The following is a 22,049-nucleotide window of genomic DNA, read 5'->3' on the forward strand; positions in this document are numbered from 1 at the left end:
TTTTTCGCCTTCACGTGGGAGGCGTCCACGCAAGCGCGCGACCAGTCGATCTGCCCGGCCGCGTTCAGCTCGGCCAGGAGTATTCGATGCAGGGCCTCGAAGGCGCCGGCCTCGCGCCACCGTCCCAGGCGCCGCCAGCAGGTCTGTCCCGAGCCGAAGCCCAGTTCCATTGGTAGCTGCTGCCACGTGATGCCAGCGGCAGAGGGTATCCGACGGCGGCCCTGGGATCCGATGCATGGTCAGGTGCCGCAACCAGATCGTGGAGCCCGAGACGCTTCCCGCGGCCGTCGCCATCGACTGGAGCATCGCCGGGACCCGCATCGGCGACCGTGACACCCCGCTCGCGGAGAAGACGATCCGCCGCATCGAAGCGGGCTTGGAGAGGTTCGCTCAGCCGATGGTCGTGCCCACCGGCGGCACATGGCGGGACGACGCTTCCAGCCGGGCCGATGCTGACCCGCACGACCCGCGAGAACGACGCCCTCGCCGTACCGCCCCTGATCGTCCCGCGCGACGGCCGCGACGGAAAGATCGGCAAGAGCGCGTACCTGCCCATGGGCACCCAGACCCCGCGGGCCGAAGCCGGGCTTGCCTGACTGCCCTTCGTGGCCGAGATCCGGGGCGGCGCCAGCACCGCCCGATCGGTCGCCGACCCGCTGTGCACCGTCACCGCATCCGGCAACCACCACGGACTCATCACGCCCGCCATGGTCATGCGGAACAACGGCAGCAAGGCGCGGACGGCGAGTACTGCACGACAGTCGACGAGCCGCTCCGCACGATGCACACGACGGGACCGCGTCCGCCAGTACGGCAACGCGGTCACCCCGCCCGCCGCCGAGTTCATCCTCTGCGCCCTCGTCGAGTGCATCACCGGCGAAGAGATCGACCGCCACACCCCGCAGGACCGGTTCGGCACCGCCGCCTGACCTGCCACCCCGCCGGGGCGGGCGTTCCTAACCCGCCCGCCCCGGCCCCACCTTCCCCTCCCTCTCGAAGGAGACAGCTATGCGCCTCATCGGCATGCCCGCCACCACCCAGGCCGCAGGGATCTTCGTGGCCGGCTTCAACACCGTGTACGAGGACGACGCGTGGATGCGGGTCCGCCTCCGCCGCGCCGACGGCACCGGCCTGCAGATCACCGGAGAGCTGGACGACTACACGATGCGGTTCAGCCCGGCCGCCGTCGACGCCATGGTCCGCGGCCGCAGTCCTCGACGACCCCGACGGCCGGGCCGTGTTCTCCGTGACGGTCCCCTACGACCGCTTCCCCAGCGGGACCGGCACCTGGGCGTGGAACGTGCCGGACCTCAGCGCACTGACCTCCGAGGGCGCGCCGATGTGGCTCGACGACCCCGCCTCGTACGCCGGAGCCGAATGGGACCACAGCCTCAACGGCGGCGCGTTCATCGACCTCACCGACACTGCCCTCACCAACGACGTGAAGCAGCTGCTGCTCGCCACCGACATGGCCCGGTACGGCGACCACCGTCCCGGGACGGCCGCGAGCTACCTGTACAGGGAGCTGCGGATCGCCGGCTTCGCAGCGCGACGCGACGGCGACAGCAGCGGCGGATGGCTCGCCATGGACCTCGGAGGAGACGCCGAGATCTGGATCAACGGCGCCGACGGCGGCCCGCGCGAGAACGAAGTCGCGTACCCGGTCGGCGACCACCACGGCTGGCTGGCGTGCTTCTACCCCGACGGCGGATACAGCGGCGACGGCCACGAAGTGATCTACCGCTCGCAGAACACCGACCTGCGCGCCGACACCCGGGCCGTCGTCGCGGCCGTGGCCGCCCGCGTTACCCAGCACTGCGCTGCACTGCGCGGGCGGATAGCTCACGCCATGCTGAGGGGCCGGGAGGTTTGCCGGCCCCTTTGCTCTATGGACGAACTGTCTCACCGGTGTAGTAGTCCACGATTCTGACCACCCGGCAAGGAACCGTCCCGCTCTTGACCTTCTTCACGCCCGCGCTCGGATTCTGGTCAACTATCCGGCTTTTGCCAGTTTCCAGAGGCCGTACCTCGCCCACGTACGCAGTGTATCGGGCGATCGGAGCTCCCTTCTTGCCGAAGACAACGTCCAGCTCGTAGGTATGGGTGTCCTTGCGGTCGCGGTTCCGTACCCAAACGCTGGCACGTACCACCGGGTATCCATCGGCCCGACTCAGCCGGCAATCGCCGACCTTCCAGGTCGCATGTGACGCCGCTGATGCAGGTGTTGCCATCAATGTGGCACCACAGAGCACCGCCACGGTGGCGGCGGCACCTGGAATCCCATGGGCTTTCAGGTAGGGCCCAGGGTTGAGCGACATGCCTACTCCCTAATCGATTGGCTCCGCCCCTACTTCCACCCTGCGCCCTCGGGTGGAGGGATGCATCTTGCTGGAGCCGGTGGCCCGGTTCGGCAGCGATTCGCGTCGAGGTCACTGCCACGCATCAGTCTCCTGACCTGGGGTCTCATGCCGATTCCTTTACCAAATTCCCTTGGATATCGAGGGTGTCCAAGTGGGTTTGGAGAATGATGAATGTAGAACACAACACCACAACCGCCACCCCCAAGGGAGAGCGCCATGAGCATCCGGATCACCACCACCACCGCGGTCATCGTCACCGAGCTGGTCATCGGCGCGCCCCTCCCCACTACCCCCGTCCCCGCGCCCGTCCTTCCGGCCGGCCCCGCGCCCATCGACTACGGCACCTGCGAGGACTGCGGTCGGGACCTCGACTTCCACTGCGACCGCTGCAACCAGGCGTACTGCGAGGCGTGCGAGTGCGGCTACTGACCGGCCGGACGGCCCCGCGTGGGCCGTCCCCTGAGCAGGCTGCACGACGGGCCCCGAGCCCACCGCGTGCCGCCCGCCCAGGAGCCGCCGAGCTCGCACCGACCGGTGCGGGCCCCCACCACCCCACAAGAGGGCACCGATGACGAACACCACGACGACCCCCGCCCGCACAGCCGCAGCCGACGCCTTCAACAACGCGTACGCCGACGCCAAGAACGGACGCCGCGCGGCCGTGGCCGCCGCCGCAGCCTTCGCCGCCACCCTCATCCGCCCCCACTTCCCGGCGGCCGCCACGATCAGCGTCGACACCACCGACGGCGAGCTGCGCACCATCCGGGACGCCGACCGCTCCGCCCTCTGGTACCAGCCGGCCAGCGCGGGCGCCGGACTCCCCGACGCCATCGCCGAGGACATCGCCGACGTCATGCGGGACATCCTCGAACTGGGCGCCCACGAGACGGCGCTCGAGGACGCCGGGTGGACGAACCCCGACGCCTACGACGACGTGTACGACCTCGAACTCCCCGGCGCCCCGGACGCCCGGGAGCGCCGCGAGTACATCGTCGCCGGTGTGAACCGGGGGACCGGCTACACCCTGTGGGACGTCGCCCCCGCCCCCACCGACCCGGACAAGCGGACCCGCATCCTGGAAGAGCTGGGGGTCGACGCGGCCGACGCGCTCGGCGCCATCGAAACCGTGTGGGCCGCTACCGCCCGCGAGGCCGTCACCACCCTCCTCGCCGAACTCGGCCAGCGGTCCGGCCTCGCCGACTACGGGCTCACCGACGACAGCAACACCGACTGCCTCGGCCCCGCCGGGACGGTGGAGGCCGCAACGCAGGCAGGCGAGGCCCGCGCCGCGACGCTCGTCGGCGGCACCCTGCACGAGGTGCACGGCACCTTCGAGCCCGGCCCGGCCGAGCTCGTCATCACCGACGCAGCAGGGGCACCAGCGCGCGAGACCCGCGACCGGATCGGGGCGGCCATCGCGAACTCCGGAATCCAGTGGCCGGTCGGCGCCCTGACGGTCCGTACGGGCTGGGCAGGACAGAACGCGGCCGGTGACCTGGCCGTCGCCTGCGCGGCGCTCGCCGCGGCCGGCTACGTCCCGGCGGCAGCGCTGGAGTACGTGGCCATCGTCGGCGAACTCGGCCTCGACGGCACGGTCCGGCCCAGCGGCGACGTGCCCGCCGCCGTCCGCGCCGCGCGGGAAGCGGGCCGACGCACCGCCATCGTCCCCGCCGAGCACGGCGCGCTCGACCTGCCCGGCGGGTTCGTGTGCGGCGCGAGCAACCTCGGCGACGCCCTCGCTCTGCTCGAACGCGGCGCCCAAGTCCTCCAGTAGCGGGACCGCGAGGGCCGGGGAGCAGGCAGCGCTCCCCGGCCCCCGCCCCAGTCCACCACACCACCCCGCGAGAGGAGCCCGATGATGGCCGAGCCCTGGCAGCCCCGCCCGATCCGCATGCCCGACGCCCACCTGCCCCACGTCACCGAGCCCGAGTGGCAGTGCCGCCAGTGCGGCGCCCCCTGGCCGTGCGAGACCGCGGCCGAGCACCTGACACCCGGCACGTGCACCTGCGGCACCCGCACCTGGTGGGAACGGCGCGGCCCCCGGCATTGGCACCCCGGGCCCCGCTGTCACACCCCCGCCGAAGGCGTCGCCGCCCGGGCCGCCGACGCCGCCCGGGGCCGCGCCCCGCACTACCCGCCGTCGCACTTCTACCCGGACAAGCCCCGCCGGCGCCGCCAGCAGTGCCCGCCCTACGCGCACACACCGGCCGGACCCGGCGACGTCGCCCCGGGCACGTGGGTATGGGTCAGCCCGGGTGGACTCCACGCCGGATGGGGCGACATCCACCAGCTGGCGATGCTGACCGCCCTCGACGCCACGGCCTGCGAGGTGTGGCTGCACCTGGACGGCACGGTCCACCGCGTCCGCCCCGAACGCCTGCGGCCCGACGGCTCCCCGATCCGCGCTGCGGCCGTCGCCGCCGGGGTCATGACGTTTCGTCAGTACGTGGGCGCCGGACGGCGCACTCTGCTCCCCGAGTGGGAGTGGACCGGGTGGAGCGTGGCCGACCACCTCGCCCACCGCGACCAGGCCCGGCCCGCACCGGCCCCGGAGCCGGTCCAGGCCGAGCTGTTCCCGGCGCTGGCATGACGGGCCGACAGGCCGCCTGACCTGCAGTTCTCCTGACGATTCCTTGACCAATTCCACTTGGATTCCGATGGTATCCAAGTGGGTTTGGGCAAGGATGAATGTAGCTCAACCAACCACCACAAACCGGGAGGCAAGCCCATGACCGCCACCGCCACCACCGAGGCCCCCGAGACCGCGAAGAAGGCGCCCGCGCCCAAGGCCCCGAACACCGCGAAGAAGGCCCAGGCCCCGAAGAAGGCGGCGCCCGCGAAGAAGGCGGCCCCGGCGAAGAAGCCCGAAGCCCCGGCCCCGGCCCCGGCCGAGACGGCGCCCGTCGGCGGGCGGGTGAGCCAGCGCACCATCCCCATCGACCGCATCAGCCCCGACCCGGGCCAGCCCCGCAAGAACTTCGACCCCGAGAAGCTGCAGGAACTCTGCGACTCCATGAAGGAGCTCGGCCAGCTCCAGGCGATCACCGTCCGCCACCTCAACCAGGGCTTCTACGTGATTGTCATGGGCGAGCGCCGGTGGCGGGCCGCCCAGATGGCCGGCCTCACCGAGATGCACGCCATGGTCCTCCGCGACCTCACCGACCCCGGCGAGACGTTCGCCCGCCAGGTAGCCGAGAACGTCGGCCGCGCCGACATGACCCCCCTCGAAGAAGCGCAGGCCTTCCAGGAGCTGATCGCCGAACACGGCTACACCCCGGAGGAGGTCGCCAAGCGGGCCGGGAAGTCCTGGAACCACGTGGACCTGCGCCTGTCCCTCCTCAAGCTCACCCCCGCCATGCAAGAGGCCCTGCTCAAGAACCACATCCCGGTCGGCCTCGCCTGGTACGTCTCCCAGCTGTCCGGCGACAACCAGAACGCGTTCCTCGCCCGCTGGGCCCGCGGCCTCTTCAACACCATCCGGGACGCCGAAGCGTTCTGCCAGATGTGCAGGAACGAAGAGCAGCGGCAGGCCACCCAGGGCAGCATGTTCGTCCTCGCCGAAGAGGTCCACGAGACCGGCGACAGCGGCAGCCAAGAGGGCATGTTCGCCCACCTCGACCTCCCGGTCGACGAGCGCGAGCGCATCACCACCGACCGCCAGAGCTCGTCAAGAAGATCCACAAGCTGTCCGACGCTGGCGAGATCCTCACCGAGATCGCCGCGATGGACCCGGCCGAGCTGGCGCTCCTCCTCGCCGGAGCGCACGGCGGGATCCCCGGCAACCGGATGCGCATCGACCACCTCAAGACCGTGGCCGCCAAGGCATCCAACAACATCCGCCAGGCCGCCGCGATGGCCTCGGTGCAGGCCAGCGCCCTCCGCGTCGCCCCCGACGCCGAGGCCGAGGCCCCGGCGGCATGACCCCACAGACTCCCCCCGGGGCCCGGCCCGACAGCCGCGGCCCACGGGGGGCCCACCCGAACCCACCACCACCCAAGGAGAACCAGCCGTGATCGACATGGACACCCCCGAGCCCCCGACCGAACGAATCGACGTCCCCCAGCCGCTCCAGCTCGCAACGAGCCGGTACCAAAACTGGAAGCCCGGCAGCCCATACCTGCCTGTTGGGGTGACCGTGGGGCGACCGCGCTTCTTCCGTCATCCCTACCTCCGCGTGGACGTCCTCGCCCCCTGGGAGCTGATGAAAGGCCCCCTCAAGGGGATCAACAACATCCCCATCGAGAAGCGCGTCTACCGCGACCGGCTCCGGGCTCACGAGGACGAGATCGTGGCCGCCCTCCAAGAGATCGCCGAAGGGCACCCGGACACCCCGGCCGTCCTGATGTGCTTCGAGGACGTCAACGGCAAGGACGGGCCGGACGGATGCCACAGGCGTTGGTTCGCCCAGTGGGCGGATGAACGCTGGGGATGGGACATCCCCGAACTCCCCGACCCCGAGCCCGCCGGCGCAGCCCGGCCCAAGGCCGCCCCGGCAGCCAAGCCGGACGAGCCGACGCTGTTCTGACCGACCGCCACCGGGGCCGGGGAGCCACACAGCTCCACGGCCCCGGGCCACTCACCCCCTAGGAGAACGAACATGACCCCCAGACAACCCCACCGCGACGATCCCGGGCATATCCGGGCAACTGCTACCCTTCCACCGCGCTCCTCGCCCGCGGGTAGCTCAACGGATGGAGCACCGGTTCGCGTAGCCGAAGGCTGGAGGTTCGAATCCTCCCCCGCGGTCCACATGACACCCCCCGCCTCGGCGGGGGGTGTTCTGCTTCCGGGCGCAGCCCAGGACCCCCACTGGACCTGCCGTTACCCTTTCCCCCTACGCCGCTGGTTGTGGGCCGGGCGATCGCGCACCACGTCCCCAGGGACCGCCATGCCCGCAGCTGGATTCGCCCAGCCCGGCGTCCTCTTCGCCGGGAACTCCTCAGCCCCAGACCGCGCCTTCTACCGGCAGGTCTTCAACAAGCTCCCCCGCGACAAATACACCCGCTACGTCGAGGTGGGGGTGGGGTCCTTTGCCGCCGCGCTCGTCGCCGCCAACGCTGGCATTCCGCCCTCCGCCATGGAGACGAGCGATGTGACGCTCTACACAGGAATCGTCGGGACATGCGTGTCGGGCGGTGACCTGACCGACCTCGGCATGACCCTCGACGGCGAGCCCGTCGAGCTGCCCGACGCGCCGATCGTCGAGCAGGCCGCGCACATGCTGTACGTCCACTGGCTAGCGCGCATGCAGGCCAAAGGCTCCGCTGATTACTGGAACAACCTCGTCACCGACCTCGTCGAGCGCGAGGCCGACCACAAGAAGCGGCTCGTCGACTCGCTCACGTCGCTCGCCGAACGCCTGCGCGGGGTCGCCTTCAAGCCGATGTGCATGTGGGACCATATCGCCCTCGCCGAGAATGACCCTCACGCGATCATCATCGCGGCGCCGCCGACGTACAAATGCCTGGAGCGCTCCGAGCGCATCCTGACTGCTGACCTCCAGTGGGTTCCCTGCGGGGAGCTGAAGGCAGGCGACCGCATCCTTGCCTTCAACGAGCACCACGGCAACCGCGACGGTGCCGGTAACCACCGCCGTTGGGAGTTCGCAGAGATCACCTACTCCGAACCCGCCGTGAAGGACTGCGTGCGGGTCACCCTGGAGAACGGCGACTCGGTCGTCTGCACCACCGACCACCCATGGCTCGTTTCCAGCGGGCCGGGCGCAAAGCGTCAGTGGGTAGAAGCGGCCGACCTGCTCAAGAAGCCCCGGCGCGGTGCCGTCCCCGAAGCTCGCTACGTCTTCCGCGCCCTGGACACCTGGGAGCCGCAGCGCTCGTACGAAGCGGGCTGGCTGGCCGGCATGTTCGACGGTGAGGGAAGCCTGCACATCGGCAGCGCCAACAAGCTGGCCATCACACAGGCAGTCGGTCCGATCGCCGACCTGATCGAAGCTCGGATGCTTGCGGCCGGGTTCAAGCCGATGACACACATCTCCAGCCCGCGGGGCCCGCTCAGCAAGAAGGACCTCAAGAAGTTCGAGGTGGCGGGAGGCTTCTCCGAGATCTGCCGCGTCCTGGGCACGCTGCGCCCTGGACGACTGCTGGAGAAGCTGCAGACGTCCGGCCTGGAGAAGCGCACGATCCGCGCCGACCACGTTCGGATCGTCTCTGTGGACCCCGTCGGACCCACACCCGTGCAGTCGATCAGCACCAGCTCCCGCACGTACATCGGCGAGGGCTACCTGATGCACAACAGCGGCTTCGAGAAGTTCTTTGACACCGGCGGCCGCGTCGAGTGGCAAGAGCCCAGTTATGCGATTTTCGACCCCGAGGTCGACATGAAGCGGCTCGCCGACCACATGGAGGGCAAGGCCGCGCTGCTGATGTTCCTCCAGGAGGAGCGCAGCGGCATCGCCGCCCACCCGACGCCGGTGTTCGCGCACCCCCTGGGCGAGGTCGCCCGCGCCTACGTGATCAGCAACCGGCCGGAGGAGATCTTCAAGCTGACCGGCGGGCCCAAGGTCGCCCTGGGCATGGCCCGGTCGACCGGCCCTACCTCCCTACCGATCATCCCCCCGGATCTCCAGGTCACCGACCAGTCCCGCGTGGACGTAGTCGGGGCACGCGGAACCGAGGTCGACTATTACCGGGACCTGTGGATGCACCGCCTCGCGGCGGCCCCGGGCTCGTACAACATGCTCGTCATCGTCGACGGCTACGTGGCCGGCGTCCTCGGCTACGGCGCCGAGACGATGACCCGCCCGTACCCGGGGGCCACGAAGTACACGAACCACCTGCTGATGCGGTTCGCGTTCGGCGCCCCGCACCACGAGCTGCGGCTGACGCGCCTGGCGACGATGCTCGCGCTGCGCCGCGACACCGCCCGGCACGTGTTCACCGGCGCCTCGGAGGTCCTGCTGGCCGCATCGCACGGCCTGGTCACCGTCGAGTACACCCGCCACCCCGAGGCGAAGGGCCTGCGCGGGCTGATGACGCTCGACGCCCGCGACAAGCACCCGGACGGCTACAAGCTGTCGTACAGCGCCGGATGGGGCGACGACAGCATCCCCACCACCCTCACGAAGTTCCTGGAGAAGGAGAAGTCATGGCGCGCAAGCCGCAGCAAGGCGAAGAAGTGACCACCCCGGCCGCCGAGGACCAGGCCCCGGCCGCCGCGGTCCCGGACCCCGCAGCGCCGGATGCGCCCGCGACCCCCGCGCCCGAGAACCAGGACGCGCCCGCCGACGCGGCCCCCATCGAGGAGCCGGGCGGGGGCCGCGTCACCGACGGCCGCCTGGAGTGGGGCACGGAGAACCCGCCGCAGGACGTCATGCAGATCGGCGAAGACCTGTACATCAAGTGGGTCGACGTCACCTCCCTGCGAGAGCAGGACATCAACGCGCAGGTCATGCAGCCCCGGCACTTCGAGCGGCTCACCGGCAACATCCGCAAGCGCGGCGCCCTCGAATCCCTGCCCTACGGCCACCAGCCCGGACTGACCGGCCCCATCGAGGTCATCTCCGGCCACCACCGCTCCCGCGCCGCACGCGCCGCCGGCCTGCCCCGCATCCCCGTCATCGTCGACGCCCGCCGCATGCGCCGCTCCGAGGTCATCGCCAAGCAGATCGCCCACAACGAGCTCCACGGCAACCCCGACAAGGACGTCCTCGCAACCCTCGTCGCGATGATCGACAACGTGGACGACCTGATCGCCACCGGCCTCGACGAGTCCCAGCTCCCCACCGTCGAACCCGACGACACCAAGCTGGCCATCCCGCACGGCGAATTCGACTGGCGCGCCTGCACCCTCATGTTCCTGCCCCACCAGATGGAGGACTTCAAGGCCGCCATCACTGCCATCGCCTCCGGCACCGACGTGGTCGGCGTCGCCTCGGTCGACCAGTTCGAAGAGTTCGCCTCCGCCGTCTACGCCTTCGGCCGCTGCAAGGAGGTCCGCAACTTCACCACCATGGTCGCGCTCCTCACCGACATCGCCCGTCGTGAAGTCGCACAGGCAGCAGAAGAAGCAGCAGAGCGCGCCGAGCACGAACCCGCCAACGCCTGACCCAGCCCCCACGCCTTCCCAACGCCCCGGAACCGATCACGACCAACACCCTCCCGGCACAGGAAGGCGTGGGGACAACCCTCAGCAACCCTGCACGTCAGGACCGTGACCACCATGACTGAACGCATCACCCTCGACCCCGCCATCGACCCCTGGGAACGACAGCCCGGAGAGTCCGCCAAGCGCCACCAACGCTTCCTCGCCTTCCGCGACCTCGGCCTCACACGGACCCTTGCAAAAGCGTCAGACGGCCTTGCACTTTCGTACAGCCATGTACGAGCCCTCGCAGCCCAGTACCGCTGGCAGGACAGGGCCAGCGCCTGGGACGCCCACCAGCAGCGCCAGTACACCGCCGAGATCGAAGAAGAGCGCCGCAAGGCCGCCCGCGACGACGCGAAGATCCTGCGGATCATGACCGGCATGGTCGGCCAGGCCCTGCCCCATGTGCAGCAGCAGGCCGCCAGCATGACGATCGGCGAGTTCACCAAGTTCGTCGAGACGACCATGCGGCTGCGGCGGAACCTGTTCGGCGACCCGACCGAGACGATCGCGGTCACCGGGCCCGGCGGCGACCCGCTCGCCGTCCAGGTCCAGGAGTTCGCTTCCCTGCCGCCGGAGCAGCGGCGCGTACGCCTCGCCGAGCTGGCGGCCACCGTCGCCCGGCGTGCCCGCGCGATGGACGGCACCGACGACGAGGACGACGGTGAGGAGACGTACCCGCTCGACGACGAGGACCAGGACGAGGGCGCCGAGGAGGGCGAGCCCGCGCCGGACGAGCGCAGCGGTGACGAGTGACCACCCTGCACGCATCCGGCGAGCTGGTCCACCTTGACGACGGCGCGGTGTTCCAGCGGCTCCATGCTGCCAAGGCGGCCGCGGCCCAGGACCTGCTGAAGGACCCCGCGACGCTCGCGCGGGGACTCGACGCCGGGTACCGGATGCGCCCGCACCTGAAGGTCATCAGCAACGCGCTCGTTGGGCTGGAGCGCGGCGAGTACGACCGGCTGCTGATCTACACCCCGGCGCAGGTCGGGAAGTCGACCACTGTGGCGGAGTGGTTCCCGTTCTGGTGGCTGCTGCTCCACGGCGAGGACCGTGTGGCCGTCGCCTCGTACTCGGATGACCTGGCGCTGCGCCGGGGTAAGGCGATCCGGCAGTACATCAACGAGTACGGCGGCGAGTACGGGCTGTCGCTGCTGGCCGGCTCGGAGGCCGCGCAGGACTACGACACGAACCAGGGCGGTGGCGTCCGCTCGGTGCCGCTCGGCGGCTCGCTGACCGGCTTCGACGTCAACCTGCTAGTCGTCGACGACCCGCACAAGGACCGCGCCGAGGCCGAGTCGAAGAAGATGCGCGAACGCGTCCACGACTGGTGGTCGTCGGCCGCGCTGAAGCGACTCCAGCCCGACCGTCACGCTGTGGTCGCGATCCAGACGCGATGGCACCCGGACGACTTCGCCGGACGCCGGCTCGCGGAGGACGGCCGCCTCGAGGACGGCGGCAAGTGGAAGGTCGTCCACCTCCCGGCCATCGCCAACCCCAGCAAGTTCGGCCCGGATCCGCTCGGCCGGCGTGACGGTGACCCGCTGACACACCCGAAGATCCCCACCCGGAACCGGAAGCGACTGATGGCGTGGTGGGCGGCCGACAAGGCCGGTTCCAGCGTCCGTGACTGGCACGCCCTGTCGCAGGGCGACCCGCAGCCCTCCGAGGGCGCCCTGGTCTCCCGGGACCTGCTGCGGACCATCCGCGACGGCATCACCGTGATCGAGCCGCAGAAGATCGCCGTCTCCATCGACCCGTCCGGTGGCGGCCGCGACGTCGCCGGTGTCATCGGCGGGTTCCTCGGCGAGGACAAGCGCGTGTGGATCACGCACGACGTGTCGGCAGCGATGTCGTCCGCCGAGTGGTCCCGCCGGGCCTGCCTCCTCGCCCACCAGACGAACGCCTCGGTGATCTACGTCGAATGGAACTTCGGCCGCGACATGTGCACCCTCGCCATCGGTACGGCGTGGGAGGCCCTGCAGACAGAGGGCCGCATCCCGAAGAAGCAGCTGATGCCGCTGATCGACCCCGTGCACGCCAAGCAAGGCAAGCTGCTTCGCGCCGAGCCGATCGCCCAGCAGATGGTGGAGGACAGGGTCCGGCTGCGCGGCGCGTTCGTCGACCTGGAGGGGGAGTGGAGTTCCTGGCAGCCGACGGACCCCGATAGCCCGGGCCGGATCGACGCGTCCTGTGTCCTGGTGTACGGCCTGATCCCCGAGGTCAACCAGGGCGCGATCGTCCACGCCCCGCTCCCGACGGCCCCGCAGCCGGCCCAGTTCGGCAGGCGTTCGGAAGCGGCGTCCGCTTACGGCCGACACATCGGCAAGTAACGCCTGAACAGGAAGAATGATGTGGAATGTCTAGATAGCATCCCAATATGGCACCGCGACCCAAGTATCCGTGCATCGAGTTCGGCGGCATTCCGTACTACCTCAGCCCCTACGACGGCAACTACAAGCGGTCACCGAACCCCGCTTGGAAGGGCAAGCCGTGGGTGCTGCACCGAGCCATCTGGGAGGCCGCGCACGGCCCCGTCCCGGCACGCCACCGCCTGAGGTTCCGGGACGGTAACCGGCAGAACGTCACCCTCGCCAACCTGGAGGCGGTCCCGTACGGGCCGGTGCAGCGGTCGACCGAGTTCAACGGGTACCGGTACTTCGAAGGCAAGGACGGCTATTGGCAGTCCGGCACTCGGACCGGACCAGGCCGCGGCGAGCGACTGCTGCACCGCGCCGTCTGGGCCCACGCCCACGGCCCCATCCCCGAAGGCATCCACATCCACCACAAGGACGGAGACCGGGCGAACAACGACCTCGGCAACCTGGAGCCCATGACCGAAGCGGACCACCTGCGGCTCCACAAGGCCACCCCGGTCGGCGCCACCGCCGCCGATTCCGAGACCCGGTCCCGGTACCGGAAGGAGGAGTGGGTGCGGAGACAGCCGAGCACGGTCACGTGCGCCGAATGCGGCACCGACTTCGAGTCGACCGGAGTCCGGGCACGCTTCTGCAAGCCCGCATGCAGGAAGCGCTTCAGCTACCACGAAAGTAAGGGCCGCCGAAGCGCCTGATGGCGACGGCGCCTCAGGCGGCCCAGTTCGGGCGGCAGCCGGGCGCCGCGGCCTCGGCGTACGGGCGGAGGATTGGTGGGTGACGGACGTGCCAAGCTGTGACAACTTCGCCTCCGACCGCAACGCCTTTGTCGAAGCGGCACGACCAGACGATCAGACCGTCGTTCATTGTGCCGAAGGGCAAGCTCCGAGCACCGCTACGTTCCCGATACGCAGCCCTGCCAACGGAATGTTCGCCGGTCACACTCCGTGCAAAAGCCTGATCTCTTTGCCGGCGCGGGCGGTTCGGGACGAGGTGCGCCCTCTCTTCGCCTGCCGGGGCCGGCCGTGTCACGGGGAGAGCAGGGCGGCTCTGAGTAGCAGGTTTGCGACGACAGCCCCAAGCCAAGCCCACGGTCAGCCAGTTGGGGGCCCCGGGCCGGGTCGGCACGATTCGGCCCGGGGCCCCGTCCCCGGGTAACCTCACGGAGAAGCGCAAAGGGAGCCACACCCCGGCCTTGGTTTGGACGCCTCGGGCCGAGTGGGCTCCCTGCGTGCACGTGCCCGATCGCGAGAAAGGACCACCATGCAAGGCCCAGTTAAGCGCAGCCTGCTGCACTTCATCAAACGGGCGGGTCAGAACGCCTACGTCCGGAGCGTCCTGGAGGGCGCCTCGACCAAGGTCGGCACCACCGCCGTCGGCCTGATCGTTCTGTGGTGGCAGACACGCCACTGACCAGCCCAAACCGAGGGCCCCGCACCGATCAGGTGCGGGGCCCTCGGCCATCCCCGGCACCCTCCAGGCGTCACAGCCCGGCAGGCGCCGAGCAACCCTCAGGTGTGACGACCTGCATACGACACCGCACCGTCCCGTCGATCTCCTCCACCACGAAGCCGACGCCGTCGACCGCGCGCTCCGCGATCCAGTCCCGCACGCACTCCACCATCTCGTCCGTGCCGCGCAGCGTCACGTCGACCACCCCCGGGTGCGGCTCCGGCATCAGGTCGACGTCCAGGTACGAGGTCATGACCATGACCTTGCCGGTGGGGAAGTTCGACAGGCCGGCGCCGCGCCGAGGTCACCCGCCCGGACCGCCCCGAGGTGCCTCGCCACCGCGACGCCGTCATGCTGTGAACGAAGTGGCCGAGGGCTTTCCTCTCCCCGTTGGAGCCCTCGCTGCCATGGCCGGGCCCCCGTCATGCGGTTGACGGGGGCCCGATCCGTACTTGCACGCCCCCGCGGGAGTCATCTGCCCGCGCTGTGCGTCTCTGTGTGCAGGGATGCCAGGGAGGGGACGCGTGCGAGACAGCGGAACAGCGAGACGGGCCCGGCTGCGCCTGGCCAGGCAGCGCCCCGGCGCGAGTCGCGTACGTGCCCGGGAACGAGCCGAGGAGCCCGAGGCCGGCAGCCGGCTCGGCGGGCTGAACCTCCTCACCGCAGGTGCGGTCGTCACCATCGTGGCCAGCCTTGGGGGGCTGGTGACGACCGGCATTGGCGCGATCTGGAGTGCCCGTGTGTCGGCGGATCAGCTGGAGCAGTCGCGTGAGCAAGCCCAGCAACGCACCCGCGATCAAGCGGGGCATGTCTCGTATTGGGTGGACCATTCCAGTGAGGGTGTTAGTTCGTTGCACTTGATGAACAGGTCACCCGACCCCGTCGCGGACGTGAAGATCATCTTCCGTGCCTTCGTTGGCGTCGACAAGAACGAAGAGCGTCAATATGCCGTGTTCAACGTGATGCTGAACAGTCTGCCTCCCTGTACCACTACGGACGTGGACAGGCAGAACTTGTTCTACGTAGGCCCATACGGGACTGAGACGTCCCTGATCTTTGCGGCGCCGCTCAACAAACGCCGCTACATGGCGCCGGGTGGGCTGAAGAAGGTCGGCGACGTCGAGCTCGAGGCCGTCGGCATCGCCTTCGTTGATCGTGACGGAGAGCGGTGGGTGCGGAAGGCAGGGAAGCTCAGTGAGGGTGAAGAACTGCATCCAGTGCCCTCGAAGGCATACGGCGCCCTCAAGGTGAATCCCCCGGTGCGCGCGGTGGAGGGCTGTGGGAGCGATGCCAAGAGTTGACGCCCAGCGGGGAGGAGGGCCGACGGCTTCGCGGAGTGCACACGTTCCCCGCAGCCGGCCGAGACTGCCGTCGGCCCCCGTGACGGGCAGCCTACACAACCCGCCCCGTAGCACCCTCAATCCGGAGTGATCGGAAATAGTGGGCCTGACCTGCGGTTTCTGATCACAACGCCTGAATCGGGATGCACCCTATGATGTCCGCCGACATCCGGCGGATCTTCACCAGAGGGGCGACCTTGATCAGTGGCTTTGAACTCGCCCTGCTGGGGTTCGCGGGCTACCGCGGAACCCAGCTGCTCGTCCATGACTCCATCCTCGACCCGGCCCGCGACAAGGTGTTCGCCTGGCACCTGGACCGGCCCGACTCCAAGCCCCGCACGTTCGTCATCACCCTGATCAGCTGCGTGTACTGCACCGGCTGGTGGGTCGCGGGCGCGCTCCTAGCCACGTACCTCCTCGTCACCGGCCGGTTCCATGACGCGCCGCTCCTCGTCCACGGCATCGAGTGGCTGGCCGTCGCAGGCGCCGCCGTCCTCATGAACCGCGTCGACGACACCATGGGCCGGGTGGGGTCATGACCGGGAACCTCACCGCGGCCGCAGCCCGCTACACCGCCCGCAAGATCCGCGGGAAGAACTTCACCCCGGACCAGTCCTGGCAGATCCGGGCCTGGCAGATGTACCACGCCGTACCCGAGGTCCGGTTCGCCGCGAACTGGATCGGCAGCGCCATGTCCGGCGCCCTCCTGTACGCGGCCCGCCGCGCCGACGACGGCACCATCGAGCGCACCCCCGACGGGCACGCCGCGACTGAGATCGTGTCCCAGATCGCCGGCGGACCCGACGGCCAGGCCAAGATGCTCGGCGCGTTCGGGCGGCACCTCACCGTGGCCGGCGAAGGCTGGGTGGTGGTCCGGCCCAACGCGGACGTCCTCAGCCCCGACAGCCCCGAAGACGGCCACGACTGGCGGGTCCTGTCGGTCCGTGAGGTCCGCCAGCAGTCCGGGAAGCTCATCGCCGACATCGACGGCGAAGAGGTCGCCATCCCCGAAGGCGACCCGGAGAGCCTCGACTCGGACGCCCCGCTGGCGATCCGCGTGTGGGAGTCCGACCCGGAGCGGGCCATCGAAGCCGACTCCCCGGTCCGCTCCAGCCTGGATCTGCTGGAAGAACTCCAGCTGCTGAACGCCGCCGTGAAGGCCATCGCCCGCTCCCGGCTCACTGGCCGCGGGCTCCTCCTCGTCCCCAAGGGCACCCGCTTCCCGACCGCCCCCACCCAGGGCGACGCCGAGGACGACCTGATCGAGATCCTGATGACGGTCGCCGAGACCGCCATCAAGGAGCCGGAGAGCGCGGCCGCCACCGTGCCGATCGTGCTGGAGGTCCCCGCCGAGTCGATCTCGGACTTCAAGCTGCTGACGTTCGAGTCGGACTTCGACGACCTCGCGCTGAAGCTCCGCGAGGAGGCCGTCAGGCGCTTCGCGATCGGCCTGGAGATCCCCGCCGAGATCCTGCTGGGCCTGGGCGACGTCAACCACTGGTCGGCGTGGGCGCTGACGGAGGAGGCGATCCGGCTCGGCATCGAACCGAAGCTCGCCACCATGTCCTACGCCCTGACACAGCAGTGGCTCCGCCCCCTGCTGGAAGCCGAAGGCGTCGACGACTGGCACCGGTGGCTGGTCTGGTACGACAGCAGCCCCCTGCGCGTACGCGCGAACCGGTCCGAGACCGCGCTGCAGGTCTACGACCGGGGAGTCATCTCCGACGAGGCGCTGCGCCGAGAGACCGGCTTCGACGACGCCGACGCGCCCTCCGACGAGGAGCAGGCCAAGCGCGACAAGAAGCAGGCCGACGAGGAGGAGCCGCAGGAGCCAGCCGACCCGGAGCTGCCGGTCGACGAGACCACCAGCGAGCCCGACACCCAGCCGAACCAGCCCGCCGAAGACCTCCCCGCCTCCGCCGCGCGCCCCGACCACACGGCCCTGTACGCCGCAGCGGACGGCCTGATCTGGGCCGCGCTGTCCGCCGCGGGGGAGAAGCTGAAGCGCACCCCGGCCTGCCCCCGCTCCGAGCGGTCCAAGGCGCGCGAGATCCAGGCCGCAGCCCTCCACACCGCCCTGCCGGTCGACGCCGACGGCGTGGAGAAGTGGCGGCTCCTCGATGGGGCATGGACCCGGGTACCGGAGATCGCCGGCCGGTACGGCCTCGACCCCGAGTGCCTGACCGCGTCCCTCGACGACTACGCCCGCGAGCTGATCGCCGCCGGGGTAGAGCACGACTACGGCGTGGTCCCCGGTGTTCTCACCTCGTGCCTGGCGGCCGCATGATGCCCGCCCCCGCCCCGCTCCTCACGGTCGTCCCCGGCAACGTCGTGACGGCCTGGTGCTACCGCTGCAAGGCGTGGACGCGCCTCGACGGCCAACTCCTGCTGCTCGCGGCCGAAGGGGTGTCGACGGTCGGCACCTGGTCGTGGTGCGAGATCTGCGAGGACCCCAGCGAACAGGAGGTGCCCCGCCGTGGCGGAGCCGCCTAGCGAGAACCAGCCGTCGTACGCCCCCACCGCCGTCGCGGACATCAACCAGCGGTGCCCCGAGTGCGGCGGGGACTTCCTCACCATCGTCACGGTGTCGGTCGTGCTCCCGGACGGATCGCGACCCGCCGGGGGCTGGGCGTACTGCACGGCGTGCTACGCCCTGCCCCACCCACGGCTGGAGCTGCCCCGTGGCTGACGAGACACCACACGTGGCGCCACCCGGGCACAGCCGCGCCTCCCACCGCGCGCACGGCTGGTGCTCCCGCTGCCCGGGCCGGGAGGTCTGGGAGGAGCTGCACGCCTGGCGCATCCGGGAGAACGCGCTGGAGGGCGAGCCGGGCGTGCCGGACAAGGCCGTCGGCCCGAGCCCGGAGGTGCAGCGCCGTGGCTGACCTCGACGCTGCTCTCGACGCGGCCGAGGAGCAGGTGGCCCACACGGTCTCCGAGGTCCTCGGCGAGGTCGCCGCCGAGTTCGCCCGCGAGCTGGCCGACGCCGACGAGATCGTGGCCGCCCGGTTCTCCGTGTCCCGGATCCGCCGCATGTTCACCTCCCGCATGCCGCGCATCGTGCGCCGCCTCCTGGGCGTCGCGGAGGACGCCGCCCACCAGGCCGCCGAGTCCGTGGATGCCGAACTCCCCGACACCTGGGAGGACCTGCCGGGCCGGTACGACGACGACACCCTGCCCGGCCCGTTCCGGGCGTACGTGGAGACCACAGAGCACCTGCTGCGCGCGGTCGGGGAGCGGCTGTCCGACGTCGCTACCCGCGAGCTGTCCGAAGGCGTGGAGGCAGGGGAGACCATCGACCAGCTCCGGGCCCGGCTGCGGGTCGCGTTCGCCCGCGAGGGCGCCCAGCTCGGCGACGCCCGCGAGGAGCGCATCGCCCGCACCGAAGCCGGACGCGCCTGGAACACGGCGACCCTCGCGGCGGCGCGGGAGGTCACCGGCCCGGACCGGCCCATCGTGAAGCAGTGGATCACCCGCCGGGACAGCCGGGTCCGTGAGTCCCACGAGGACGTCAACGGGCAGATCCGCCTCGTCGACGAGACGTTCACGGTGTCCGGGATCGAGATGGACTCGCCGCACGACCCCACGGCTCCTGCGTCGGAGGTCGTGAACTGCCGCTGCGTCCTCGCTTTGTACCCGGAAATCCGAAGTGCCGCATTTGATTCTCAAGCGAGCCCACGGGCCCGCGTCTTCGAATCGCAGGAGCCGCCCGTGACGACCGCCCCCAGCCCCGCTCTGCAGGCCGCCGCTGACGGCTCCCACCTGAACGGCGCGATGATCGCCCTCATCCCGTCCGAAGAGGACGCGCAGCGCCTGGCCCTCGACGGCGGAGAGGCCGCCGAGGAACTGCACCTGACGCTGTACTTCCTCGGCCAGGGCGCCGACTGGAGCGACGAGTCCCGCACCGACCTGACCGAACAGGTCCGGTATGCCGCCGCCGACCTCGGCGGGCCCGTCCACGCCCGCGCGTTCGGCGCAGCCCACTGGAACGCCGGAAGCGACGAACCGTCATGGGTGTGGTCCGTCGGCGATGACCGCGACCGCCCCAGCGGGGCCCCCACGCTCGGCGAGGCCCGCGCGGCTGCAGGCGTGGCCCTGGACGACGCACGCGGCCCCGAGATCCCCGTGCAGCACTCCCCATGGCAGCCGCACGTGTGCGCCCAGTACAGCGATGACTTCGGGCTGCTGGCCGCGCTCGTGGAACGCCTCGGCTCGATCACCTTCGACCGCATCAGGGTCGCCTTCTCCGGTGACCACACGGACATCCCGCTCGGCCCCGACGAGGAGGAGGCCCCCATGGAAGAGACCACCGCGGCGGCGGCACCGTCCGCCCGCTCCTGGTCCACCCCCGACGACACCGCGATCGCCTTCGAGAACCAGGAGACCGGCGACGGCCGGATCTTCGCCGCAGGCTCCCTGTACTGGGAGAGCGGCCCGTTCCCGCTCCAGTACGCCGACGAGATGCTGATGGGCCACCAGGGCGCCGAGCTCGCCGGCGCCATCGACACGATGGGCCGCGACGGCGACCGCATCACCGCGGCGGGCGTTCTTTACGCCGACCGCCCGGCCGGGGCCGACGCGTGCACGCTCCTCGACCAGGGCGCCCCGCTCGGGGTATCCGTCGACCTCGACGACGTCGACGTGGAGTTCGTCGACCGCACGCTGACCACCGACGAAGACGGCATGATCATCTTCGCTGCGGCTCTGCCGTCGGCGTCGGTCATCCGCCTCGAAGACGGCGGCTGGATGCTGTCGGCACGCACCGTCGCCGACTGGACCGCGGCCGGAACCTCGCTGGCCCGTACCGGCCGGGCCGTGCAGCTCATCACCGGCCCCGGCGGGCGGGTCTCCGCCGCAGCGGCCCGCCTCGCCTTCGGAGACATGCTGACCGCGGCCGCCGGAGACGCCGACGACCCGGAGGGCGGGGTCGTCGTGCACTCCGAGTCGTCCGGGGACTTCCTGCTGCGCATCACCCGGGCCCGCGTCCGGGGTGCCACCCTCGTCTCCATGCCCGCCTACGACCGGGCCCGCATCGTCCTCGACCCGCCCGAGGAGCAGGAGGCCTCGGCCGCGCCGGTCATCGTCGCCGCCGACCAGGACCCGCACCAGCGCGTCGTCACGTACGTACGGTCGTCGCCGGTGCCGGTCGGCGCCCGCCAGGTCTGCCAGGCCCTCGGCATGAGCATGGACGTCGCCCGTGGTCACCTCGTCCGCGCCGCTGAGGCAGGCCGCATCGTCCGCCTCGCCCCCGGCCAGTACGTGGGTTCCTCCACCATCCCCGAGGGCCAGCACGTCACCGCGTCCGCCGGCGAGGACCTGACGGAGCTGGAGGTGTCGGCGTGGACGGCGATGCGCGACACGGACCCGATGCCCGCCGCCTGGTTCCGGGAGCCCACCGCCGAGGAACTGCCCCCGGGCTCCGGAGGCGTCCACTACGCGGGCGGCCGGATCTACGGCTGGGTCGCGCAGGCCGGCGAACCCCACGCCGGGTTCCCCGGCCGGAACCTGACCATCGAGTCCCTGGGCCGCATCGACCTGTCGCACTTCCTGCGGGCCCGCTTCAAGCTCGACAACGGCAAGCAGGTCCGCGCCGGGGCCTTCACGATGAACGTCGGCCACCACCGCGACGGAGCCGAGTGCGAGTCCGCTGCCTGCCAGTTCGACGACACCCGCACCGTCGCCGGGATCGTCACCGTCGGCATGAACGAGCGCGGCATGTGGTTCTCCGGTGCCGCCGCGCCGTGGCTGTCCGAGTGGGACCGGCAGGTGTTCTCCGCGTGCCAGCCCAGCTACCACATGACGAAGGGCGCGGCCGGGCGCTGGCAGCTCCGCGCCGTGCTGTCCGTACCGGTGCCCGGACACTCGTCCCCGCTCGTCGCCACCGCCGTGGCTGAGCGCGCCAACCTGGCCCTCGCCGCGTCCGCTGCCGCGCTGCTGACCAGCGAGGACACCGTGTCCGGACACCCGGACGCAGTGTCCGGACGCGGTCCGGACACGGTATCCCCCGCTGTGGAAACGCCTGTGGATCACGCCTCCACCGTGGCGGCCCTCCTCGCCGACCCCAGTCTCCTCGACGCCCTCACGGCCGCCATCCAGCGCCGCGACGAGGAGCGCCGCGCCGAAGCCGCCGCGCTCGCCGCCTCCATCGCCCCCCAGCCCGCAGAGCCCACCGCACCCCAGGGAGCCCACTGATGCCGTGCTCGTGCCAGTCCAAGAAGCAGCAGTTCGAGGTCGTCGCCCAGAACGGCAAGGTCGTCTTCACGTCCGCCTCGAAGCCAACGGCTGAGGCCGTCTCCAAGCGGTACCCGGACAGCGAGGTCCGCGAGAAGGGCAAGACACCGGCCGACACGAAGGCCACGGAGGCCGCAGGCACCTGACCCGCCCGTGCCCGGCGCACCGGATGGTGCGCCGGGCCA

General features: G+C 70.6%; 23 protein-coding genes, 1 tRNA gene and 1 pseudogene. 22 read left to right on the plus strand and 3 right to left on the minus strand.

All coding sequences use genetic code 11. The features are described 5' to 3' along the window. Nucleotides 1–5 precede the first annotated feature (5 nt). A pseudogene (locus tag PV410_RS12700) lies at nucleotides 6–194 on the minus strand (transposase); the annotation flags it as partial. A gap of 255 nt (nucleotides 195–449) precedes the next feature. Between PV410_RS12700 and PV410_RS12705 the strand changes: the two are divergent. The 3 genes from PV410_RS12705 (at nucleotide 450) to PV410_RS12715 (ending at nucleotide 1,930) form a co-directional block, all read left to right on the plus strand. Next, on the plus strand, nucleotides 450–596 hold the full coding sequence (locus PV410_RS12705; protein ID WP_500324191.1) for a hypothetical protein: 147 nt from the start codon (nucleotides 450–452) through the stop codon (nucleotides 594–596). Between the two features lie 9 nt (nucleotides 597–605). Continuing rightward, entirely contained in the window at nucleotides 606–929 is a 324-nt protein-coding gene (locus tag PV410_RS12710; RefSeq protein WP_500324192.1) for a hypothetical protein, read from the plus strand. Between the two features lie 308 nt (nucleotides 930–1,237). Continuing rightward, nucleotides 1,238–1,930, plus strand: a complete 693-nt coding sequence (locus PV410_RS12715; RefSeq protein ID WP_500324193.1) for a hypothetical protein — start codon at nucleotides 1,238–1,240, stop codon at nucleotides 1,928–1,930. Here PV410_RS12715 and PV410_RS12720 read toward each other — a convergent pair. After that, a complete protein-coding gene (locus tag PV410_RS12720; protein WP_500324194.1) occupies nucleotides 1,887–2,318 on the minus strand; it encodes a hypothetical protein in 432 nt (143 codons plus the stop codon). The two genes, PV410_RS12715 and PV410_RS12720, sit on opposite strands and share 44 nt — an antisense overlap. 258 nt (nucleotides 2,319–2,576) lie before the next feature. On the opposite strand from PV410_RS12720, the gene PV410_RS12725 reads away from it, so the two are divergent. From PV410_RS12725 to PV410_RS12775, 11 genes are all read left to right on the plus strand, one after another. After that, nucleotides 2,577–2,789 carry a hypothetical protein gene (locus tag PV410_RS12725; RefSeq protein WP_500324195.1) on the plus strand — a complete coding sequence of 71 codons (213 nt, stop codon included), beginning with the start codon at nucleotides 2,577–2,579 and terminating at the stop codon, nucleotides 2,787–2,789. Nucleotides 2,790–2,928: 139 nt separating this feature from the next. After that, nucleotides 2,929–4,134, plus strand: coding sequence for a magnesium chelatase domain-containing protein (locus tag PV410_RS12730; protein ID WP_500324196.1), 1,206 nt, complete (start codon nucleotides 2,929–2,931; stop codon nucleotides 4,132–4,134). 81 nt (nucleotides 4,135–4,215) lie between these two features. Beyond that, nucleotides 4,216–4,950 (plus strand): hypothetical protein, encoded by a 735-nt coding sequence (locus PV410_RS12735; protein WP_500324197.1) that lies wholly within the window; start codon nucleotides 4,216–4,218, stop codon nucleotides 4,948–4,950. Between the two features lie 138 nt (nucleotides 4,951–5,088). After that, nucleotides 5,089–6,885: a ParB/RepB/Spo0J family partition protein gene (locus tag PV410_RS12740; protein WP_500324198.1), complete on the plus strand. Its 1,797-nt coding sequence runs from the start codon at nucleotides 5,089–5,091 to the stop codon at nucleotides 6,883–6,885. 148 nt (nucleotides 6,886–7,033) lie between these two features. Then, a tRNA-Arg gene (locus PV410_RS12745) sits at nucleotides 7,034–7,109 on the plus strand. A 139-nt stretch (nucleotides 7,110–7,248) separates the two neighbouring features. Further along, the gene (locus PV410_RS12750; RefSeq protein ID WP_500324199.1) at nucleotides 7,249–9,498 is read left to right on the plus strand and encodes a Hint domain-containing protein; all 2,250 of its coding nucleotides are present in this window, start codon (nucleotides 7,249–7,251) and stop codon (nucleotides 9,496–9,498) included. Beyond that, nucleotides 9,465–10,424, plus strand: coding sequence for a ParB/RepB/Spo0J family partition protein (locus tag PV410_RS12755; protein ID WP_500324200.1), 960 nt, complete (start codon nucleotides 9,465–9,467; stop codon nucleotides 10,422–10,424). Before PV410_RS12750 ends, PV410_RS12755 begins: the two co-directional genes overlap by 34 nt. 114 nt (nucleotides 10,425–10,538) lie before the next feature. Beyond that, nucleotides 10,539–11,219, plus strand: a complete 681-nt coding sequence (locus PV410_RS12760) for a hypothetical protein (protein WP_500324201.1) — start codon at nucleotides 10,539–10,541, stop codon at nucleotides 11,217–11,219. After that, nucleotides 11,216–12,799: a terminase large subunit domain-containing protein gene (locus PV410_RS12765; RefSeq protein ID WP_500324202.1), complete on the plus strand. Its 1,584-nt coding sequence runs from the start codon at nucleotides 11,216–11,218 to the stop codon at nucleotides 12,797–12,799. Before PV410_RS12760 ends, PV410_RS12765 begins: the two co-directional genes overlap by 4 nt. Before the next feature lie 47 nt (nucleotides 12,800–12,846). Beyond that, a complete protein-coding gene (locus tag PV410_RS12770) occupies nucleotides 12,847–13,539 on the plus strand; it encodes an HNH endonuclease signature motif containing protein (RefSeq protein WP_500324203.1) in 693 nt (230 codons plus the stop codon). Between the two features lie 565 nt (nucleotides 13,540–14,104). Beyond that, complete coding sequence (locus PV410_RS12775) at nucleotides 14,105–14,254, plus strand: hypothetical protein (protein WP_500324204.1); 150 nt, start codon at nucleotides 14,105–14,107, stop codon at nucleotides 14,252–14,254. Between the two features lie 70 nt (nucleotides 14,255–14,324). Here the strand turns inward: PV410_RS12775 and PV410_RS12780 are convergent, their stop codons facing one another. Next, on the minus strand, nucleotides 14,325–14,546 hold the full coding sequence (locus tag PV410_RS12780; protein WP_500324205.1) for a hypothetical protein: 222 nt from the start codon (nucleotides 14,544–14,546) through the stop codon (nucleotides 14,325–14,327). A gap of 271 nt (nucleotides 14,547–14,817) precedes the next feature. Here PV410_RS12780 and PV410_RS12785 point away from each other — a divergent pair, with 271 nt between their 5' ends. The 8 genes from PV410_RS12785 to PV410_RS12820 all read left to right on the plus strand — a co-directional run bounded on the left by PV410_RS12785 (nucleotide 14,818) and on the right by PV410_RS12820 (nucleotide 22,010). Then, nucleotides 14,818–15,594: a hypothetical protein gene (locus tag PV410_RS12785; RefSeq protein WP_500324206.1), complete on the plus strand. Its 777-nt coding sequence runs from the start codon at nucleotides 14,818–14,820 to the stop codon at nucleotides 15,592–15,594. A 191-nt stretch (nucleotides 15,595–15,785) separates the two neighbouring features. Next, nucleotides 15,786–16,172 (plus strand): DUF1360 domain-containing protein, encoded by a 387-nt coding sequence (locus PV410_RS12790; RefSeq protein WP_500324207.1) that lies wholly within the window; start codon nucleotides 15,786–15,788, stop codon nucleotides 16,170–16,172. Then, the gene (locus tag PV410_RS12795) at nucleotides 16,169–17,920 is read left to right on the plus strand and encodes a hypothetical protein (RefSeq protein ID WP_500324208.1); all 1,752 of its coding nucleotides are present in this window, start codon (nucleotides 16,169–16,171) and stop codon (nucleotides 17,918–17,920) included. The genes PV410_RS12790 and PV410_RS12795 overlap by 4 nt, the downstream gene beginning before the upstream one ends. Beyond that, nucleotides 17,902–18,126, plus strand: coding sequence for a hypothetical protein (locus PV410_RS12800; protein WP_500324209.1), 225 nt, complete (start codon nucleotides 17,902–17,904; stop codon nucleotides 18,124–18,126). Before PV410_RS12795 ends, PV410_RS12800 begins: the two co-directional genes overlap by 19 nt. Continuing rightward, nucleotides 18,110–18,322: a hypothetical protein gene (locus tag PV410_RS12805; protein ID WP_500324210.1), complete on the plus strand. Its 213-nt coding sequence runs from the start codon at nucleotides 18,110–18,112 to the stop codon at nucleotides 18,320–18,322. Before PV410_RS12800 ends, PV410_RS12805 begins: the two co-directional genes overlap by 17 nt. Continuing rightward, nucleotides 18,315–18,518, plus strand: a complete 204-nt coding sequence (locus PV410_RS12810) for a hypothetical protein (RefSeq protein ID WP_500324211.1) — start codon at nucleotides 18,315–18,317, stop codon at nucleotides 18,516–18,518. The genes PV410_RS12805 and PV410_RS12810 overlap by 8 nt, the downstream gene beginning before the upstream one ends. Next, complete coding sequence (locus PV410_RS12815) at nucleotides 18,511–21,825, plus strand: phage minor head protein (protein WP_500324212.1); 3,315 nt, start codon at nucleotides 18,511–18,513, stop codon at nucleotides 21,823–21,825. The genes PV410_RS12810 and PV410_RS12815 overlap by 8 nt, the downstream gene beginning before the upstream one ends. Beyond that, on the plus strand, nucleotides 21,825–22,010 hold the full coding sequence (locus PV410_RS12820) for a hypothetical protein (RefSeq protein WP_500324213.1): 186 nt from the start codon (nucleotides 21,825–21,827) through the stop codon (nucleotides 22,008–22,010). The genes PV410_RS12815 and PV410_RS12820 overlap by 1 nt, the downstream gene beginning before the upstream one ends. The last annotated feature ends 39 nt before the right edge of the window (nucleotides 22,011–22,049 follow it).

The sequence above is a fragment of the Streptomyces sp. PA03-5A genome (assembly GCF_033792725.1).
Taxonomy (GTDB): Bacteria; Actinomycetota; Actinomycetes; order Streptomycetales; family Streptomycetaceae; genus Actinacidiphila.

Excerpts from the sequence above, each read along its gene's own strand:
- PV410_RS12705 (WP_500324191.1), top strand. The coding sequence starts at position 450 with ATGCTGACCCGCACGACCCGCGAGAACGACGCCCTCGCCGTACCGCCC.
- PV410_RS12720 (WP_500324194.1), bottom strand. The coding sequence starts at position 2,318 with ATGTCGCTCAACCCTGGGCCCTACCTGAAAGCCCATGGGATTCCAGGT.
- PV410_RS12725 (WP_500324195.1), top strand. The coding sequence starts at position 2,577 with ATGAGCATCCGGATCACCACCACCACCGCGGTCATCGTCACCGAGCTG.
- PV410_RS12730 (WP_500324196.1), top strand. The coding sequence starts at position 2,929 with ATGACGAACACCACGACGACCCCCGCCCGCACAGCCGCAGCCGACGCC.
- PV410_RS12735 (WP_500324197.1), top strand. The coding sequence starts at position 4,216 with ATGATGGCCGAGCCCTGGCAGCCCCGCCCGATCCGCATGCCCGACGCC.
- PV410_RS12740 (WP_500324198.1), top strand. The coding sequence starts at position 5,089 with ATGACCGCCACCGCCACCACCGAGGCCCCCGAGACCGCGAAGAAGGCG.
- PV410_RS12750 (WP_500324199.1), top strand. The coding sequence starts at position 7,249 with ATGCCCGCAGCTGGATTCGCCCAGCCCGGCGTCCTCTTCGCCGGGAAC.
- PV410_RS12755 (WP_500324200.1), top strand. The coding sequence starts at position 9,465 with ATGGCGCGCAAGCCGCAGCAAGGCGAAGAAGTGACCACCCCGGCCGCC.
- PV410_RS12760 (WP_500324201.1), top strand. The coding sequence starts at position 10,539 with ATGACTGAACGCATCACCCTCGACCCCGCCATCGACCCCTGGGAACGA.
- PV410_RS12770 (WP_500324203.1), top strand. The coding sequence starts at position 12,847 with ATGGCACCGCGACCCAAGTATCCGTGCATCGAGTTCGGCGGCATTCCG.
- PV410_RS12775 (WP_500324204.1), top strand. The coding sequence starts at position 14,105 with ATGCAAGGCCCAGTTAAGCGCAGCCTGCTGCACTTCATCAAACGGGCG.
- PV410_RS12780 (WP_500324205.1), bottom strand. The coding sequence starts at position 14,546 with ATGACCTCGTACCTGGACGTCGACCTGATGCCGGAGCCGCACCCGGGG.
- PV410_RS12790 (WP_500324207.1), top strand. The coding sequence starts at position 15,786 with ATGATGTCCGCCGACATCCGGCGGATCTTCACCAGAGGGGCGACCTTG.
- PV410_RS12795 (WP_500324208.1), top strand. The coding sequence starts at position 16,169 with ATGACCGGGAACCTCACCGCGGCCGCAGCCCGCTACACCGCCCGCAAG.
- PV410_RS12820 (WP_500324213.1), top strand. The coding sequence starts at position 21,825 with ATGCCGTGCTCGTGCCAGTCCAAGAAGCAGCAGTTCGAGGTCGTCGCC.